General features: G+C 64.9%; 18 protein-coding genes and 1 tRNA gene. 8 read left to right on the forward strand and 11 right to left on the reverse strand.

From position 1 onward, the window contains the following. The first annotated feature begins 56 nt into the window (after positions 1–56). Positions 57–710, forward strand: coding sequence for a TetR/AcrR family transcriptional regulator (locus FJ548_RS15030; RefSeq protein WP_140778244.1), 654 nt, complete (start codon positions 57–59; stop codon positions 708–710). A gap of 137 nt (positions 711–847) precedes the next feature. After that, positions 848–1,867: a ketol-acid reductoisomerase gene (ilvC, locus tag FJ548_RS15035; protein WP_140778245.1), complete on the forward strand. Its 1,020-nt coding sequence runs from the start codon at positions 848–850 to the stop codon at positions 1,865–1,867. A 133-nt stretch (positions 1,868–2,000) separates the two neighbouring features. On the opposite strand, the gene FJ548_RS15040 is transcribed toward ilvC, so the two are convergent. Next, positions 2,001–2,555 (reverse strand): BA14K family protein, encoded by a 555-nt coding sequence (locus FJ548_RS15040; protein ID WP_140766001.1) that lies wholly within the window; start codon positions 2,553–2,555, stop codon positions 2,001–2,003. Between the two features lie 189 nt (positions 2,556–2,744). Between FJ548_RS15040 and FJ548_RS15045 the strand changes: the two genes are divergently transcribed. Both FJ548_RS15045 and FJ548_RS15050 read left to right on the forward strand, forming a co-directional pair. Next, positions 2,745–3,860, forward strand: coding sequence for an endonuclease/exonuclease/phosphatase family protein (locus FJ548_RS15045; protein ID WP_140778246.1), 1,116 nt, complete (start codon positions 2,745–2,747; stop codon positions 3,858–3,860). A 21-nt stretch (positions 3,861–3,881) separates the two neighbouring features. Continuing rightward, complete coding sequence (locus tag FJ548_RS15050; RefSeq protein WP_140778247.1) at positions 3,882–4,598, forward strand: hypothetical protein; 717 nt, start codon at positions 3,882–3,884, stop codon at positions 4,596–4,598. Positions 4,599–4,621: 23 nt separating this feature from the next. Here the strand turns inward: FJ548_RS15050 and FJ548_RS15055 are convergent, their stop codons facing one another. The 3 genes from FJ548_RS15055 to FJ548_RS15065 are packed head-to-tail and all read right to left on the reverse strand — an operon-like array spanning position 4,622 to position 7,845. Then, the gene (locus FJ548_RS15055) at positions 4,622–5,839 is read right to left on the reverse strand and encodes an ABC transporter permease (RefSeq protein ID WP_140778248.1); all 1,218 of its coding nucleotides are present in this window, start codon (positions 5,837–5,839) and stop codon (positions 4,622–4,624) included. Positions 5,840–5,841: 2 nt separating this feature from the next. After that, entirely contained in the window at positions 5,842–6,549 is a 708-nt protein-coding gene (locus FJ548_RS15060; protein ID WP_140778249.1) for an ABC transporter ATP-binding protein, read from the reverse strand. Between the two features lie 3 nt (positions 6,550–6,552). Beyond that, on the reverse strand, positions 6,553–7,845 hold the full coding sequence (locus FJ548_RS15065; RefSeq protein WP_140778250.1) for an efflux RND transporter periplasmic adaptor subunit: 1,293 nt from the start codon (positions 7,843–7,845) through the stop codon (positions 6,553–6,555). 102 nt (positions 7,846–7,947) lie between these two features. Here FJ548_RS15065 and FJ548_RS15070 point away from each other — a divergent pair, with 102 nt between their 5' ends. From FJ548_RS15070 to map, 4 genes are all read left to right on the forward strand, one after another. Continuing rightward, positions 7,948–8,856: a PhzF family phenazine biosynthesis protein gene (locus FJ548_RS15070; RefSeq protein WP_140778251.1), complete on the forward strand. Its 909-nt coding sequence runs from the start codon at positions 7,948–7,950 to the stop codon at positions 8,854–8,856. 128 nt (positions 8,857–8,984) lie between these two features. Beyond that, a tRNA-Lys gene (locus FJ548_RS15075) sits at positions 8,985–9,060 on the forward strand. 222 nt (positions 9,061–9,282) lie between these two features. After that, complete coding sequence (locus FJ548_RS15080) at positions 9,283–9,495, forward strand: ParD-like family protein (RefSeq protein WP_140778252.1); 213 nt, start codon at positions 9,283–9,285, stop codon at positions 9,493–9,495. After that, on the forward strand, positions 9,492–10,271 hold the full coding sequence (gene map / locus FJ548_RS15085; protein WP_140778253.1) for a type I methionyl aminopeptidase: 780 nt from the start codon (positions 9,492–9,494) through the stop codon (positions 10,269–10,271). The genes FJ548_RS15080 and map overlap by 4 nt, the downstream gene beginning before the upstream one ends. A gap of 79 nt (positions 10,272–10,350) precedes the next feature. Here map and cobT read toward each other — a convergent pair whose 3' ends face one another. The 7 genes from cobT to cbiE are packed head-to-tail and all read right to left on the reverse strand — an operon-like array spanning position 10,351 to position 16,686. Next, positions 10,351–11,361, reverse strand: coding sequence for a nicotinate-nucleotide--dimethylbenzimidazole phosphoribosyltransferase (cobT, locus tag FJ548_RS15090; protein WP_140778254.1), 1,011 nt, complete (start codon positions 11,359–11,361; stop codon positions 10,351–10,353). Positions 11,362–11,385: 24 nt separating this feature from the next. Further along, entirely contained in the window at positions 11,386–12,162 is a 777-nt protein-coding gene (locus FJ548_RS15095; protein ID WP_140778255.1) for an adenosylcobinamide-GDP ribazoletransferase, read from the reverse strand. Beyond that, the gene (locus FJ548_RS15100) at positions 12,159–13,478 is read right to left on the reverse strand and encodes a cobyrinate a,c-diamide synthase (RefSeq protein WP_140778256.1); all 1,320 of its coding nucleotides are present in this window, start codon (positions 13,476–13,478) and stop codon (positions 12,159–12,161) included. The genes FJ548_RS15095 and FJ548_RS15100 overlap by 4 nt, the downstream gene beginning before the upstream one ends. Continuing rightward, positions 13,475–14,293 carry a uroporphyrinogen-III C-methyltransferase gene (cobA, locus tag FJ548_RS15105; protein WP_140778257.1) on the reverse strand — a complete coding sequence of 273 codons (819 nt, stop codon included), beginning with the start codon at positions 14,291–14,293 and terminating at the stop codon, positions 13,475–13,477. Before cobA ends, FJ548_RS15100 begins: the two co-directional genes overlap by 4 nt. After that, positions 14,290–15,054 carry a precorrin-4 C(11)-methyltransferase gene (gene cobM, locus FJ548_RS15110; protein WP_140778258.1) on the reverse strand — a complete coding sequence of 255 codons (765 nt, stop codon included), beginning with the start codon at positions 15,052–15,054 and terminating at the stop codon, positions 14,290–14,292. The genes cobA and cobM overlap by 4 nt, the downstream gene beginning before the upstream one ends. Continuing rightward, positions 15,051–15,437 carry a cobalamin biosynthesis protein gene (locus FJ548_RS15115; RefSeq protein WP_140778259.1) on the reverse strand — a complete coding sequence of 129 codons (387 nt, stop codon included), beginning with the start codon at positions 15,435–15,437 and terminating at the stop codon, positions 15,051–15,053. Before FJ548_RS15115 ends, cobM begins: the two co-directional genes overlap by 4 nt. Positions 15,438–15,456: 19 nt before the next feature. Further along, positions 15,457–16,686 carry a precorrin-6y C5,15-methyltransferase (decarboxylating) subunit CbiE gene (gene cbiE / locus FJ548_RS15120; protein WP_140778260.1) on the reverse strand — a complete coding sequence of 410 codons (1,230 nt, stop codon included), beginning with the start codon at positions 16,684–16,686 and terminating at the stop codon, positions 15,457–15,459. Positions 16,687–16,774 lie beyond the last annotated feature (88 nt).

Genomic DNA, 16,774 nt, shown 5'->3' on the forward strand with positions numbered 1-16,774 from the left:
CGAACCGTAACGTACGGTACGGCTCGCCTGCTGGCCAGCCTGCCCGAGGAAAGACCGTGTTGCTGGCAAACGCCGACATCGACAACAGCCAGGCGCTGACGGACCGGCAGAAGACCGTTCTGGACGCGGCATTGCGGCTGTTGGTCGAGGAGGGCGACAAGCTGACCATGACGGCGGTGGCGCGACGGGCAAGCTGCTCGAAGGAAACGCTGTACAAATGGTTCGGTGACCGCGACGGGCTGCTGACGGCAACGGTGCAGTGGCAGGCCTCGAAGGTGCGTGTTGCTTCGGTCGACGGCAAGGGGCTGGATCTTGCCTCGCTGACGGCGAGCCTCGAGCGCTTCGCGTCTGACTGGCTCAGTGTCATTTCGAGCGATACATCGATCGCTCTGAACCGGGTCGCGGTTGGCCATGCTGGATCGGGCAAGGACGATCTTGGCGCCGTCGTGCTGGAGAATGGCCGTTTCGCACTGGCGAGACGGCTGAAGCCGGTGCTTGAAGCCGGGCGCAAGGCCGGGCTGCTGGAGTTCACGGATGCCGAGACGGCGTTCCGTACCTTTTTCGGGCTGGTTGGCCGGGACGTGCAGATCCGTCTGCTGCTCGGCGACCGGCTGGAATTGACTGATGCGGCGATCGGCGGCGACGCCGCCCGGGCGACGCAGCAGTTTCTCGCTCTTTTCGGAGCAAAAACCGGGCCGCAAGGCCCTTAGAACCGGATGATTTCAGGTCAAGTCGAGCTGAAATCTGAATCCAGTTCTAAATCAAAGAGCTAGAGCATGATGTTGTCCGAAAACCGCTTCACGCTTTTCGGCATCATGCTCTAGCTTCAAAACGGGAAGGAAGTAAAATGCGCGTTTATTACGATCGTGATGCCGATCTCAACCTGATCAAGGGCAAGAAGGTCGCCATCATCGGCTATGGCAGCCAGGGCAGGGCGCATGCGCTCAACCTGAAGGATTCCGGCGCCAAGGAAATCGCCATCGGCCTCAAGGCCGGCTCGGCGACCGCCAAGAAGGTCGAGGCCGACGGGCTCAGGGTGATGAGCGTGGCCGATGCCGCCAAATGGGCCGATCTGATGATGATGGCGACGCCTGACGAACTGCAGGCCGACATCTACAAGAACGAGATCGCGCCGAACATTCGCGATGGCGCGGCGATCGCCTTCGCGCACGGCCTCAACGTGCATTTCGGCCTGATCGAGCCGAAGTCGACCGTCGATGTCGTGATGATCGCGCCGAAGGGCCCGGGCCACACGGTGCGCGGCGAATACCAGAAGGGCGGCGGCGTGCCGTGCCTGGTCGCCGTCAACCAGGACGCGTCGGGCAACGCACTTGACCTCGCGCTCTCCTATGCCTGCGGCGTCGGCGGCGGCCGTTCGGGTATCATCGAGACCAATTTCCGCGAAGAATGCGAAACCGATCTGTTTGGCGAGCAGGTCGTGCTGTGCGGCGGCCTGGTCGAACTGATCCGCGCCGGCTTCGAGACGCTGGTGGAAGCCGGCTACGCTCCGGAAATGGCCTATTTCGAGTGCCTGCACGAGGTCAAGCTGATCGTCGACCTGATCTATGAAGGCGGCATCGCCAACATGAACTACTCGATCTCGAACACCGCCGAATGGGGCGAGTATGTCTCGGGTCCGCGCATCATCACCGCCGAGACCAAAGCCGAGATGAAGCGCGTGCTCAAGGACATTCAGACCGGCAAGTTCACCTCGGAGTGGATGCAGGAATACCGCGCCGGCCTGTCGCGCTTCAAGGGCATCCGCCGCATGAACGACAGCCACCAGATCGAGGAAGTCGGCGCCAAGCTGCGGGCCATGATGCCATGGATCTCGAAGAACAAGCTGGTCGACAAGGCCAAGAACTAAGGGCTCCGCCCAGCGGTCGCAGGTATCTTCAGGACCAAGCTGGTGGACCAGGCCAGAGACCTGGGTGATATCAAGCCAAAAACGGCGCCTCGCGGCGCCGTTTTCATTTCGACCCGACCGATCTGGTCGCACCTCACCTATAAGGCGACCAGCACTGCTGGCGCGGGCCATTGTAGGGCTGGAACGTATTGTCCCAGGCGCGATACGACCGGTACCTGTTATAGCACCACCGGACATGGGCACTCGAAAGCCGGCCCGCGCGATAATAGCGGCGCGGCGGCGGCGCATAATAGTCGTAGTTATTGTACAGGCTGCCAAGGCCGAGCCCCAGGCCAAGGCCCAGGATTGCGGCACCCGCGCCATCATCGTAGTAGCCGCCGCGATAGTGGCGATGGCGCCAACGCCAATTGTCGCCGCGGTTCCAGTCGCCACGATTCCAGTTGCCGCGGTTCCAGTTGCCACGGTTCCAGTTGCCAGACCGGCGCCATCTCCATTCGTTGTTGAACGTTCCGTTGTTGTTGCCCGCCCAGTCTTCGCGGACCGGCGTGACGGTCGGCGCCGCTGTGCTGGCGGGAATCGACAGGTCCGGCTGCAGGATCGGTCCGGCGGCGGACGGCGCCGTTATGCCGGAGACAATGCCGAGCGCAATCAGCCCGGATTTGATGGTGGAAGAAAAGAGCGAGTTCATTGCACTCTCCAAGAGGTACAGGCCCCACGCCTACCCTGGGAATGGAGCCAATGTGGATGTTTGCGTCTGAACGGCGGATGAACGGAAAGGTTCCGTCAACCATGGCGCGAAATGCCACAGGTCCAGACGATCTGGGCTTGTGGCCCTGCCGGCTTGTTTTCTCCGCCGCTTGCAGGCAAAGGTCACGGCATGTCGCTGCGCCTTGCCACTTTCAATGTCGAGAACCTGATGAACAGGTTCGATTTTTCCGGCTATCGCAATCAGCTCAACGAGGATCGGACGCTGGCGCTGTTCGATATCCAGAGCGAGGCCGAGTACAAGATGCTGGAGCAGGCCCGAGCCATCGCGCAATCAGACGACACGCGCCAGCTGACGGCGCTGGCGATCGCCGCCACCCGGGCCGACATCATCTGCATGCAGGAGGTCGACAATATCGAGGCGCTTAAGGCCTTCGAATACGGCTATCTGTTCAAGATGGTGGGGCAGGGCTACCGCCAGAAATACACCACGTCAGGCAATGATTCGCGCGGCATCGACGTCGCCGTGATGATGCGCAACGAGACCGCGCAGGGACAGCCGATCGAATTCGTACGCATGACCAGCCATGCCTATGTCACCTACGAGCAGTTCGGGCTGCACACGCCGGAACTTGAGGCGCTCGGTAAGCAGGCCAATGAGCGCATCTTCCGGCGCGACTGCCTTGAAGTCGACATCACCGTGGGCGGTGCCCCATTGACGCTCTATCTCGTGCATTTCAAATCGATGGGGCCGCCCCGCAACGGGCTCGACGGTCGCGAGGCGACGATGCCGGTCCGCATCGCCGAGTCGCAAGCGGTGCGCCGCATCATCGAGGAGCGCTTCGGCAAGGAGCACGCCTCCGACAAGCGGTGGGCGATCTGCGGCGACATGAATGATTACCGCCAGCGGGTGAAGATTGCCGGCGACGATGTCGGCGGCTACCGTTTCGAGGTGGTCGACGAGGCCCGGTCCAGCATCGACGTGCTGACGGCTGGCGGCTTCTGCGAGAACGTCGTCGAGCGGCGGCCGGAAATGAACCGTTGGACCTTTTACCATACCGGTGGGCCCGAAGAGCGGCATCTCTGCCAGCTCGACTATATCCTGCTCTCCAGGGGACTGGCGGCCAGGCATGCCACCGCCGTTCCCGACATCATCCGCAGTGGCCAGCCCTGGCGCACGATCTTTCCGGCAGGCCAGGAGGTCGAGCGCTTCCCACGCGCCGGCTGGGACCGGCCAAAGGCGTCCGACCATTGCCCGGTGGCGATCGCACTGGACATGGTTCGATAGGCGGCACCGGGGCTGATACAGATGAGTTTCGACCTGCCGCGCAATGTCATCCTGCCGGTCGATACTATCGACGTCCGGCTCTATCCCGGCCCGCACCCTTTCGCGCGGGACAATGAATGCGCAATCGCCGAAAACTGGCAGCGCGAGATAGCAGCCAATCCGGCGCTGTTCGACGGCACCGTGGTGTTGCTCTCGCGACTTGCCTGGGGCGACAACCGCCTCGTCGGCCGCTGCCATGCGGTCAACTATTCCACCTTCATGCTCTGGCGCAAGCGGCGCGAGAATTCCGGTGCCGAGCACGCCTATGCCCATGCCATGCTGGTGGCCGGCGACAACGCGCTGGTGGCGATCCGTATGGGCGCGCGAACGGTCAGTCCCGGCCGCGTCTATTTCGCCGCCGGCTCGTTCGAGCCGCTCGACTTCCGCGACGGGCGGGTCGATGTCGATTTCAACATGATCCGCGAGGTGCGCGAGGAAACCGGCCTCGACCTGTCGAATGCCGAACGAGGCAAGCGCTACCATGCCCTGTCGACGGCAAGCGGTACGGTGATCTTCCGCCGCTATCACCAGACGGAACCGGCCGACGAGATCGCGCGGCGAATCTCGGCCTTCGTTGCCACCGAAACCGATCCGGAGATCGAGGGGCCGGTGATCATCCGCCATGCCGCCGACCTTCCGGATGGCCTGGCGCCGCACATGAAGCCGCTGGTCGAGTGGCATTTCGAAAGCGGCAAGTAGGATAGTCCTGGCCTCGGTGCCTTCTACTCGTGCCGCAGCGCGTCGATCGGGTCGAGCCTGGCGCCGCGTAGCGCCGGAAAGAAGCCGAACACCATTCCGATCAGCGCGGAGAAGCCGACGGCGAGCAGGATGACGGCCGGGCTTGGCGCGAAGGGGATGGTCAGGGTCACCGAGGCGAGGCCGGCCAGTGCCAGGCCGATGAGGATGCCGATGATGCCGCCGAGCAGCGACAGCACCGTGGCCTCGACCAGGAACTGGATGAGGATGTGCTTTTCATGCGCGCCGATGGCGAGCCTGATGCCGATCTCGCGCGTGCGTTCGGTGACCGAGACCAGCATGATGTTCATGATGCCGATGCCGCCGACCAACAGGCTGACGCCGGCGACCGCGCCCAGCATGCCGGTCATGGTGGTGGTGGCGCTGGCCATGGCGTCGGCGATCTGCGTCATGTCGCGGATGGCGAAATCGCTTTCGCGGTCGGGCGTGACGCGGCGTGCGTCACGCAAAATGTCCTCGACGCGCGGCTGCAACTCGCTGGTTGGCGTGCGATCGTCTGCGGCGATATAAATGTTGTCGATATCGCGATTGCCGGCGATGCGACGCTGATAGGCATGCAGCGGCATCAAAACGACGTTGTCCTGGTCCTGGCCGAAGCCGGTATAGCCCTTGGGCTCGAGCAGGCCGATGATCTTGCAGGAGGTGCGGTTGACGCGGATGATCTCGCCCTCGGGATCGCCGGCGCCGAAGAATTGCTGGCGCACCGTCTCGCCGATCAGGCACACGCCGGTGCCGGAACGGGTTTCGGAATCGCTGAAGGGGCGGCCGGACACCAGCTTCCAGTCGCGTGCGTCGAGATAGGCACTGTCGGTGCCGGTGACGCCCGAAGTCAGGCTCTCGGTGCCGAAGATGACGCGCACCTGTTTCTGCGAGGCTGGCGAGACAGCGCGCGCGCCGGTGAGATGCGCGACCAGCGCCGCCAGGTCTTTCTCGGCCAACGGACGCACCACCTGGTCAAGCCCGCCCGGGCCTCCCGGACCTGCAGGGCGGCCGGCCCTGACGACCAGCAGGTTGCTGCCGAGCTTCGAGATGTCCGCCTTGACCTTTTGCGTGGTGCCGGAGCCGATGGTCAGCATGGCGATGACGGCGGCCACGCCGATGACGATGCCCAGCAGCGTCAGGAACGAGCGCAGCACGTTGCGGCGGATGGAACGAAGCGAGAGGCGGACGGTTTCCCAGATCATGGTCAGGCCGTCTCCAGATTCATGGTGTCGGAGGCGACGTGACCGTCCAGGAAGCGGATTGTGCGTTCGGCATATTCGGCGACATCGGCCTCATGTGTGACCATGGCGATGGTCAAGCCAAGCTCCTTGTTCAGCTGCGTCAGCAATTCCATGATCTCATGGGTGCGGGCAGTGTCGAGGTTGCCGGTTGGTTCGTCAGCGACCAGAAGGGTCGGCCTGGTGACGATGGCGCGCGCGATCGCCACGCGCTGCTGCTGGCCGCCGGAGAGTTCCGCCGGCGTGTGGTGTTCGCGGCCGACAAGGCCGACCTGGGCCAGCGCCTGCATGGCAAGGTCGCGGCGCTCGCGGGCGGCGACGCCGCGATAAATCAGCGGCAGTTCGACATTCTCCGCGGCGGTGGTGCGCGCCAGCAGATTGTAGCCCTGGAAGACGAAGCCGACATAGAGGTTGCGCAGCATGGCGCGGCGGTTGCGGTCGAGCCGGCCGGCGTCGACACCCATGAAGGAATAGGTTCCGGCCGTCGGCGTATCGAGGCAGCCGATGATGTTCATTGCCGTCGACTTGCCGGAGCCGGACGGCCCCATGATGGCGACGAATTCACCGCGCCGGATCGCAAGGTCGACGCTGGCCAGCGCGTGCACCCGAGCCTCGCCCTGGCCATAGCTCTTCCAGACCTTGTCGAACGTGATGAGGGGCGCACCCGCGGCCACGGCTTAGCTCCGCAACTGCGAGGCGGTGATCACCTGTGCGCCTTCCTCCAGGCCCGAGGTGATCTCGGTCAGTTCGCCATCGGTCGAACCGATCTTGACGTTGACCGGATGCGGCCGGCCGTTCTCCAGCACATAGAGCGTGCGCGAGCCGTCGGTGGGGGCCGTTGCCGCCTGACGCTGGCGATTGCCGCCGGGACGACCCATGCGGCCGGTGAACAGATCGCTGAGACTCCAGCCACGCGCGGCCTGTTGCGCCGGGCGATAGCGAAAGGCGGTTGCGGGTACGGTGAGCACATCCTTGGTTTGCCTTGTGACCACAGAAACAGTGGCGGTCATGCCGGGGCGCAGCAACAGCTCGTTGTTGTCGACCTCGAGCCGCGCATTGTAGGTGACGACGCCATCGGTCGTGACCGAGGCATAGGAGATGTCGCGGATCTCGGCATCGAATGGCCGGTCGGGGAAGGCATCGACGGTGAAGCGCGCATGCTGGCCCGGCTTGACCGCGCCGATATCGGCCTCGTCGACCGCCGCCACCAGTTCCATGTTCCTCAAATCCGCGGCGATGACGAACAGCACCGGCGCCTGCAACGAGGAGGCAACGGTCTGGCCCGGGTCGACCGAGCGCGTCAGCACGATGCCGTCGATCGGCGCGTAGATGGTGCTGTTGGCAAGATCGGTCTGCTGCGACTTGAGATCCGCGTTGGCGATGGCGAGATTGGCCTGGGCGCTGTCGAGTGCGGCCTTGGAGCGGTCGCGCGTCGCGGTCGCCGCCTCCAGCGACTGGTCGGTGGCCATGCCGCGCTTGGTCAGGGCCGCCGCGCGCGCCAGTGCGCTCTCGTTCTCGGCCAGCGTCACCCTTGCATCCTCGACATTGGCGGCCGCCGCCTTGGCCGAGGCCTGCGCCCGCTCGATCTGGACCTGCAGCTTGGCGGTGTCGAGCGCGGCCAGCACGTCGCCCTTCTTGACCTGCTGGTTCTCGTTGACCGAAACCGAGCGTATGATGCCGGAGAGCTGGCTGGAAATGTCGACCTGGGTGAGCGGCTGCAGCTTGCCCGTTGCCGACACCTGGACGGTGAGGTCGGCCCTGGCGGCTGGCACGGTGGTGTAGTCGATCCTGGCCGGCGTACCGGCATACCACTGGTACAGGCCAAGACCGGCGGCCAGCGCGATCAGGGTCAGCAGCGCATAGAGCCAGCCGCGCTGGCGCGTCTTGCGCCGGCCCTTGCTGTCGAGGCCGAGCGCCGTCTCGATGGCGGAACCCGATTCCGTCTTTGGCGGATTGACAATCTGGTCCACGTCGGACCCCTATTGAAGCGCAATGTCCCTATCCGTGCACAGATCAGGCTTGACGGTTCAAATATCAAATTAAATTTCGCCCATGTTGGGATTGAGGCAGGAATGCAAACCCGGAATTACTTGCTTTACGATGTGTTTACGACCGAGCGGCTGGCCGGCAACCCGTTGGCCGTGGTGCTGGATTGCAAAGGCCTGGACACGGCCGCGATGCAGGCCATAGCGCGCGAGTTCAATCTGTCGGAAACGGTTTTTGTGCTGCCGCCGGACAACCCCAAGCATAGAAACCGCATCCGCATTTTCACACCCGACTATGAAATGCCGTTCGCCGGTCATCCGACTGTCGGGTCGGCCATCGCGCTGACGGAATTGGAGGGGGAGGGCAGCGCCGGCATTTTCGTGCTGGAAGAGAATATCGGACCGGTGCGCTGCGCCGTCAGCAAGCATGATCGCGCCACCTTCGCCGAGTTCGATCTCGCCAAACTGCCGGAACCCCTGGACCTGTCCGCCGATCCGCAGGCGATCGGCGCCGCGCTCGGGCTGGCGCCGCATGAGATCGGTTTCGAGAATCACCGCGTCGCGTTCTGGTCGGCCGGTGTGCCGTATGTGACCATTCCGGTTGCCAACCTCGAAGCGGCGGCCCGCATCCGGCTGGACAACCAGGCCTGGTCGGAACTGGCGCCGCGCAAGAGCGAATGGGCCTTCGCCAGTCCCTACGTCTATTGCCGCGAGACCGTGAATCACGAAAGCGCGTTCCATGTCCGCATGATCGTCCCCGGCACGCCCTCCTATGAAGACCCGGCTACCGGTTCGGCGGCGGCGGCCTTTGCCGGCGCCATCATGCATTTCGACGGCCCGACGGACGGGGTTTCGCAGCTGTGGATCGAGCAGGGGCTCGAAATGGGCCGCCCGTCGCGCATCCGCCTGGAACTCAACGTGGAGGGCGGAAAACTGGCCTCCGCGCGCATTGGCGGCCATGCAATCAAGGTGGCGGAAGGCAAGCTTTTCGGGTGATCTGCCGGGCTTCGCCAAAGGTTTGAGAGACCCTCGGTACGATTTGTCGGGAAATGATTCCGGCAGGGCTGGACAGGATCGGTATCGGCGGCTATATGCCCGCCAACGCCGGTTTTTGCCGGCCGAGTGGGTGCGTAGCTCAGTTGGTAGAGCAGCTGACTCTTAATCAGCGGGTCCACAGTTCAATCCTGTGCGCACCCACCAAATTCTTCAAAGACTTGGTGGAAAGACCCTGAAAGCGAGACACGTTTGGCGCGTCTCGGGCCATGCGTCTTGTCGTAATCTTTTGACCTGCAACGACACTTGGCCATCGTGGCGGACCATATAGTCAGGGCCTGTTAAGCGGCTTGCGGTGACGGCTGATGCCCTTGGCTTTCTCGTCTATTATATATATGTTCCATATATGAACCGTATATGGAGCTTCCGATGGGCATCGTGAACATTGATGATGATTTGCACGATCAACTGCGCAGGACGAGCAAGGTATCGTATCGTTCGATCAATGCGCAGGCCGCCTATTGGATCAAGGTCGGCATGCTGTGCGAGACCAATCCGACGCTCAGTTTCACGGAGATCATCGAGCGCGAACTCAGTTCCGCAGGTGTTTCGGCTCAATCACTGGCTTTCAGCGAAGCATGACGAAGCAGCCCCGGGAACTGGCCTTGCTCGCCGAATCCGGCCGGCTGCTGGCGTCCGTCTTCGGGCTGCTGGATCGAACCTCACTCGCCGGTGTGTCGACACTTCAGATCAATGACATGGTCGAGCGTTTCATCGTTCACGATCTCCAGGCCCGACCCGCGAGCAAGGGCCAATATGGCTATGGTTTTGTGTTGAATTCTTCGGTGAACGATGTGGTCTGCCACGGCATTCCGTCGCAATCGGACGTGCTTCGGCACGGCGATATCGTCAATTTCGACATCACGCTGGAGAAGAACGGTTATATCGCCGATTCCAGCAAGACTTATCTCGTTGGCGAGGTCACTCCAGCCGCCGGGAGGCTGGTCCAGACCACCTACGAGGCCATGTGGATGGGCATCCGGGCTGTTCGCCCGGGCGCACGGCTCGGAGACATCGGCTGGGCGATCGAACGCCATGCCAAGCAAAATGGCTATTCCGTGGTGCATGACTATTGCGGTCACGGCATCGGCAGGGAGATGCATGAGCAACCGCAGGTTCTGCACTTCGGAAAACCGGGAACCGGCCTCGTGCTCCGCGAGGGCATGGTCTTCACGATCGAGCCGATGCTCAATCGAGGCCGACGGACTGTCAGAACCGAGGCTGACGGCTGGACTGTCGTGACCAGAGACGGGTCGCTTTCCGCGCAGTTCGAGCACACCGTCGCCGTCACGGCTTCCGGTGTATCGGTGCTGACGCTGCGCTCTGACGAACCGGCCGCGCTGAAAAACGCGGCTTAGAAACGGCCCAACCGGAAAGCAATGCTCTTTTCCAGGGCAGCAGCATCGTCAGCGCCAATTCCGCCTTTGCTGCCTGAGCCTATTTCTCCGAAACACCTGCCTCGGCAAAGCTTGCCATGCGCGCATGGCACTCCAGCGCCGAGCGGACGATGTTGACGGCGAGGCAGGCGCCGGAGCCTTCGCCGAGCCGCATGCCGAGATCGAGCAGCGGCGGCAGATCGAGGGCTTCGAGCAAGCCACGGTGGCCCGATTCGGCCGAAACATGGGCGGCGATGGTGTGAGCGAGCCCGGTCGGATGCAGCCTTGCCAGCGGAGCGGCCGCGGCGGTGCAGACGAAGCCGTCGAGCAGCACGGGTATGCCCAGATGCCGTGCGGCCAGCGTGGCGCCGAAGATGGCGGCAAGCTCGCGCCCGCCGAGCGCGGCAGCAATCCCCAGCGGGTCGGCGAGGGCGGCGGCATGGCGCTTCAGGCCGGCTTCGATGGCGACCACCTTGCGCTTCAGGCTGGCGTCGTCGACGCCGGTGCCGCGCCCGGTCCATTTTTCCGCGCCACCGCCGAACAGCGCCGCCGAAATGGCGGCGGCCGGCGTGGTGTTGCCGATGCCCATCTCGCCAAAGCAGACGAGGTCAAGGTCTTTTGTGACCGCATCATAGCCGGCCGAGACGGCGGCAAGGAATGTTTTCTCGTCCATTGCCGGCACTTGCGTGAAGTCGCCGGTGGGATGATCGAGATCGAGTGGGATGACGTCGAGTTCGGCGCCGGCGACGCGGGCGAGCTGGTTGATGGCGGCGCCGCCGCCGGCGAAATTCGCCACCATCTGCACGGTGACTTCCGAAGGATAGGCCGAGACGCCTTGAGCGGTGACGCCGTGGTTGCCGGCGAAGACGAACACCTTCACCCGGTCGAGTTTCGGCATGTCGCGGCCCTGCCAGCGCGCCAGCCATGCGGCGAGGCTCTCCAGCCGGCCGAGGCTGCCTTGCGGCTTGGTCAGCGTGTCCTGGCGGCGGGCAACCGCGTTTGCCGCGGCATCGCTGCCGGCCGGCAGGTCAAGGCAGGCGGCGCGCAATTCATCGAGGGATTTGAAGGGCATGGGGGCAAGGTCTCCAAATGAAAATCAGGAAAGGGCGACGGAAGCGACGAGAAGCACCGCGATTTCGCTCACCTGTTGCAGGGCGCCGATCGTGTCGCCGGTCTGGCCACCGATCTGGTTGAGGCAAAGGGCGTGGAACGCCGCAAACAGCAGGCCAAGCAAGATCAGCGCGGCGATGGCGCCGCCGGAGCCGAGCAGGAGCAGGGGAATCGCGCCAAGCACGGCGCCGGCAATGGCGGTGTCGAGCGAGACGGGACCAGCGCCGGCCGACAGGCCGTCGGACCGAGCCGCCGGCAAGAGATGCATGAAGGCGCCAAGCACCCCGCGCGAGGCGGCGTGGGCAGCCACAAGGGCAAAGAGCGCCTGTGTGGGGTCGGTGAATTCAGAAAGCACGTTCCAGCGGATCAGCAGCGACAGAGCCAGGGCCACCGCACCGTAAGCGCCGATGCGGCTGTCGCGCATGATCTCGAGTTTGCGGCCGCGCGACTTGCCACCGCCAAATCCGTCGGCGACATCCGACAGTCCGTCTTCATGCAGGCAGCCTGTGGTGATGACGGTTGAGACGAGGCCAAGGGCGGCCGCCGGCCCCATGGCAAGGCCAAACCGTTCCGCCGTGGCAAAGACGATGGCACCGATCAAGCCGACGACGACGCCGGCAACCGGTGCGGCCCAGATCGCGGCGGCGAGACTGCGGCCGCGAAAGTCTAGGGCGGGCAGGGGCAGGCGGGTAAAAAACATCAGACAGAGCGCGACATCGTCGAGGATCTGCCGGGGCGAAAGGATCAGATTTGGAAGCTTCACGCGCCAGCCCTCGCCATTGCATGGAAGAAGGTGCCGCTGACATGGCCGCGCCGGTAGCCGGAAGCGCCGATCGGATTGCCCTGGCCATCGGCGAGGTCGGCCAGCGGTTCGTCATTGCCGGTTGCCATCATCTGCGCATAGTGGAATTCATGGCCACGGATCAGCGCGCCTTGCGGCCCCAGCGGACAGTCCGCACGCAGCCGCGCCTCGCGATAGCCGAGGTTCATCTTCCGCCTGGCGAAGCTGGTGGCGTGGCCAAGCAGGCCCAGCATGCGATGCGTTTCGCCGGAGGCATCCTCCAGCGCTTCCCCAAGCACCATGAAGCCACCGCACTCGCCATGGACGGGCTTCGCCTCCACGAAACGAGCCATCCCGGCACGGAAATTCGCGGCTGCGGCGAGCCGCCCGGCGTGAAGCTCGGGATAGCCACCTGGCAACCAGCAGACATCGCAATTCTCTTCGGGCGCTTCGTCGGCGAGCGGCGAGAACGGAACGATCTCCGCGCCCGCCTTGCGCCAATAGGCCGCGACATGCGGATAGAGGAAGGTGAAGGCGGCATCCTCGGCCAGCGCGATGCGTTGACCGGGCGGCTGCAGCGCATCGGTGAAATCGCCGACTGCCGGATTGAGCGGTGTTGCCAGCGCCATGACGGCATCGAGATCGAGCGACTTCTCCGCCATGTCGGCCAGCCTGTCCAGATGCGCCATCAGGTCATCATATTCGCCGGCCTGGACGAGGCCGAGATGGCGCTCGGGCAGATTGAGCGTGGGATCGCGCAGTATGGCGCCGACCACCGGCAGGCCAATCGCCTCGATGGCGTCGCCGGAAAGCCGCCGGTGCCTCTCGCTGCCCAACCGGTTGAGCACGACGCCGGCCATGCGCACATCCGGATCGTAAGTGGCAAAACCCTTGGCGACGGCCGCCGCCGTGGTCGACTGGCCGGAAACGTCGAGCACCAGCAGCACCGGCAGGCCGTAGAGGCGGGCGAGATCGGCGGCCGAACCGGTGCGCCCTGGCGCGGCCGGAATGCCGTCGAACAGGCCCATGGCGCTTTCGAGGATAACGAAATCGGCATCGTCGGCCGCCTGCGCGGCGAGCGCGTTGAGCAACGAGGGCGGCATCGCCCAACTGTCGAGGTTGACGCCGGACAGGCCCGTGGCGGCGGTATGGAAGCCGGGATCGATGTAGTCAGGGCCCGATTTGGCACCGCGCACCTTCAGGCCGCGCCGGGTGAGCGCGCGCAGAATGCCGATGGTGACGCTGGTCTTGCCCGAGCCGGAGCGCGGAGCGCCGATGATGATGGCCCGCGCCGTCATACCCCGCCCGCCAGTGCCGCGCGCATGGCGACGATGCCGCCGACCACGATCAATGCCGGCGAGGCGAGGCCGGCAGCGGCCGCTTCCTCGGCAATGGTGGCGAGCGTGGCGACGACGGTCCGTTCCCGCGGCGTGGTCGCGGCGACGATCACAGCCGCCGGTGTCGACGGCGCCAGGCCGCCATCGAGCAGTGCCGCTGCTATCAGCGGCAGATTGGCCATGCCCATATAGACCACGACAGGCTGGCCGGTGCGGGCGATTGCCGCCCAGTCGATGTCATCGTCTGTGCCGGCGGCGTGGCCGGTCGCCAGGATCACCGCCTTGTTGATGCCGCGCATGGTGGCCGGAATGCCGGTGGCGGCCAGCGCGCTGAGGCCCGATGTCAGGCCCGGCAGAACACGAAACGGTATGCCTTCGCGTGCCAGTGCCAAAGCCTCTTCGCCGCCACGGCCGAAAATATAGGGATCGCCGCCCTTCAGCCTGACGACGCGGCGGCCTTCACATGCCAGCCGCACCAGCAGGGCGGTGATGTCATCCTGCTTCATCGAGGGCTTGCCGCCGCGCTTGCCCGCAAAGAAACGCTCGGCATTTCCGGCAACAGCCACGACATCAGGTGAAACCAGCGCGTCGTAGACCAGCGCATCCGCTTCGGCCAGCGCCGCCAGCACTTCCAGGGTCAGGCAGCCGGGGTCGCCGGGACCGGCGCCGGCCAGCCAGACATGGCCCGGCTCAAGCGGACGCGGCTTGAAGTTCAGCCGCGCGAGCGCCTGTTCGAGCGTGGCGTTTTCGCCTTTGTTGCTGGTACTGCCGTTCACAATCCGTCCCGTCCGCGAAAACGCCGCTGGTAGTGGGCGTCGTACAATGAACTCTCGCCGAAACCTTCCGCCGCCAGGGAGCGGCCGACGAAGATGATCGCCGTGCGCTCCATCGGATCGGCCGCGAGCCGTGCCTCTATCGTCTCCAGCGTACCGGTCAGCACGCGCTCGTCCGGCCAGGAGGCGCGAAAGACAATCGCGACCGGGCAATCACCGCCATAGTAAGGTGTCAATTCGGCGACGACGCGGTCGATGGCGTGGATGGCAAGATGGATGGCCAGCGTTGCGCCGGTGCGGCCGAAACCGGCCAGCGTTTCGCCGGGCGGCATTTTCGAGGCGCGGCCGGAGATGCGGGTCAGCACCAGGCTTTGCGCGACTTCGGGAATGGTCAGTTCGCGGCGAAGTGCTGCGGCGGCGGCCGCGAAGGAAGGAACGCCTGGCGTCAGCGTGTAAGGGATGCCGTGCTTTTCAAGCCGCCGAATCTGCTCGGCAACCGCGCTCCACACCGACAGATCGCCCGAGTGCAGCCTGGCGACATCATGGCCGGCATTATGGGCATCGAGATACGCGGCCTCGATCTCGTCGAGCGACATCGGCGCGGTGTCGACCAGCTTTGTCCCGGGCGCGCAGTGCTGCAGCAATTCGGGTGCCACGATCGAACCGGCATGGAGGCAGACCGGGCAGCTTGCCAGGAGCCTCGCACCACGCAGCGTGATGAGGTCGGCCGCACCCGGACCGGCGCCGATGAAATGGACGGTCATGGCGCGTCTCCGCTGATGGCGATGGCGCATGTGACCGGACCGAGCACGGTCCGGGGACCGAGCAGCGTCGCGCCTTTGCCGGCAACCGCAAGGGCCGACGCTTCGGAAACCGATGGCGTGCCGGCCGATTCCTGCGACAGGCTGGAGTTGCTGAGCGTCCCCGACGAGGCAGCCTGTAGGGCAGCGTCATCGACGATGATGACCGGGAGGTTCAGCGTGCGACCGGCGGCAGCAATCGATTCTTCATCCTTCTTGAGCGGAGCTGTGGCCAGTGCCGAAAGGGCGGAAATCGCCAGCCCATGCGCTTCGAGCGCTGTTTCTATCGCGGCAAGCACGTCTTCCACGCTCACGCCGTTCCGGCTGCCGATGCCCGCGACCATCATGACTTCACCCGGCTCCCCATCATGGCTTCACCCAAGCCCACTGCGTGACCGGCATCGCCGGCCGCCAGGCCTGCATCGAGCCGACCGGCGAGGCGCGCGAAATGGCGATGCGGGTGAGATCGCCACCCAATTTGACGTGTTGGGCAAGAAGCAGGGCTTCCATCTCCAGCGTTACCGCATTGGCGACCAGACGGCCCCCGTTGCGCAGCGCCTTGATGGCGGCGTTCAGCACGCCGGTGTCGCTGCCGCCGCCGCCGATGAAGATCGCGTCGGGTGTGTCCAGCCTGGCCAGCTCCTTGGGCGCGCTGCCCACCACCACGACAAGGCCGGGAACGCCGCAGGCGGCGGCGTTGCGGGCGATGCGGGCGGCGCGGCTTGGGTCAGCCTCGATGGCGATGGCGCGCATCGCGGGGTGGGCCAGCATCCATTCGATGCCGATGGAGCCTGAGCCGGCGCCGATATCCCACAGCAATTCGCCGCGCCTCGGCGCCAGCGCCGAAAGGGTGACGGCGCGGATTTCGCGCTTGGTGATCTGGCCGTCATGGTCGAACAGGTGATCGGCAAGGCCCGATCTGAGCGGCAGGACTCGGGCTTGCGGATTCGAATCAATCTCGATGGCCAGCACGTTGAGCGGATTGATGTCTTCGAGGTCGAAGGCATCGGCGCGGGCCGAACGTTGGATCTCGTTCGGCCCGCCCAACGCCTCCAGAACGGTGAGCCGCGAGGCGCCGAAGTCGAGTTCGGCAAGCAGGCGGGCGATTGCCGCCGGCGTCTCGCCATCGGATGTCAGCGCCAGGATGCGCGCATTCGGCTGCAGCAGCGGCCGGATCAGGTCGAGCGGCCGGCCATGCAGGGAGACGGTCTCGATATCCTGCAGCGCCCAGCCCAACCGGGCGGCGGCCAGCGAAATGGCCGATGGCGCGGGGATGACATGCATCTCTTGGGGCCTGACCTTGCGGGCCAGCGTGGCGCCGACGCCATGGAAGAAGGGATCGCCGGAGGCGAGCACGCAGATGCGCCTGCCGGCCAGCGCCAGCACGTCGCGCATCCCGGCATCGAAAGGGATCGGCCAGGGACGCGGCTCGCCCTTGGCGAAGGGGGCGACCAGCGCCAGATGCCGCTTGCCGCCGAAGATGATTTCCGCCTTGGCAATCTGCTGCTTGGCCTCGTCGCCGAGACCGGCTAGACCGTCCTCGCCAATGCCGATGATCGTGAGCCATCGAAGTGTTGGCTGCTTCTTGTTTGACATGCCAGCGCTGCCCCTCATCCGCCTGCCGGCACCTTCTCCCCGTATAGAGACGGTGAGAAGGGACTAGCCGCAACGCTGGCGATCCTCC

Origin of the sequence: Mesorhizobium sp. B2-4-17 (genome assembly GCF_006441275.1) — a bacterium.
Classification (GTDB): Bacteria; Pseudomonadota; Alphaproteobacteria; order Rhizobiales; family Rhizobiaceae; genus Mesorhizobium.

What these genes read in the sequence shown, in the direction of transcription:
- cbiE (WP_140778260.1), bottom strand. Translation starts at nt 16,686, where the DNA reads ATGTCAAACAAGAAGCAGCCAACACTTCGATGGCTCACGATCATCGGC.
- cobT (WP_140778254.1), bottom strand. Translation starts at nt 11,361, where the DNA reads ATGCCCTTCAAATCCCTCGATGAATTGCGCGCCGCCTGCCTTGACCTG.
- FJ548_RS15080 (WP_140778252.1), top strand. Translation starts at nt 9,283, where the DNA reads ATGGGCATCGTGAACATTGATGATGATTTGCACGATCAACTGCGCAGG.
- cobM (WP_140778258.1), bottom strand. Translation starts at nt 15,054, where the DNA reads ATGACCGTCCATTTCATCGGCGCCGGTCCGGGTGCGGCCGACCTCATC.
- map (WP_140778253.1), top strand. Translation starts at nt 9,492, where the DNA reads ATGACGAAGCAGCCCCGGGAACTGGCCTTGCTCGCCGAATCCGGCCGG.
- FJ548_RS15040 (WP_140766001.1), bottom strand. Translation starts at nt 2,555, where the DNA reads ATGAACTCGCTCTTTTCTTCCACCATCAAATCCGGGCTGATTGCGCTC.
- FJ548_RS15045 (WP_140778246.1), top strand. Translation starts at nt 2,745, where the DNA reads ATGTCGCTGCGCCTTGCCACTTTCAATGTCGAGAACCTGATGAACAGG.
- FJ548_RS15050 (WP_140778247.1), top strand. Translation starts at nt 3,882, where the DNA reads ATGAGTTTCGACCTGCCGCGCAATGTCATCCTGCCGGTCGATACTATC.
- FJ548_RS15055 (WP_140778248.1), bottom strand. Translation starts at nt 5,839, where the DNA reads ATGATCTGGGAAACCGTCCGCCTCTCGCTTCGTTCCATCCGCCGCAAC.
- FJ548_RS15070 (WP_140778251.1), top strand. Translation starts at nt 7,948, where the DNA reads ATGCAAACCCGGAATTACTTGCTTTACGATGTGTTTACGACCGAGCGG.
- FJ548_RS15115 (WP_140778259.1), bottom strand. Translation starts at nt 15,437, where the DNA reads ATGATGGTCGCGGGCATCGGCAGCCGGAACGGCGTGAGCGTGGAAGAC.
- FJ548_RS15100 (WP_140778256.1), bottom strand. Translation starts at nt 13,478, where the DNA reads ATGACGGCGCGGGCCATCATCATCGGCGCTCCGCGCTCCGGCTCGGGC.
- ilvC (WP_140778245.1), top strand. Translation starts at nt 848, where the DNA reads ATGCGCGTTTATTACGATCGTGATGCCGATCTCAACCTGATCAAGGGC.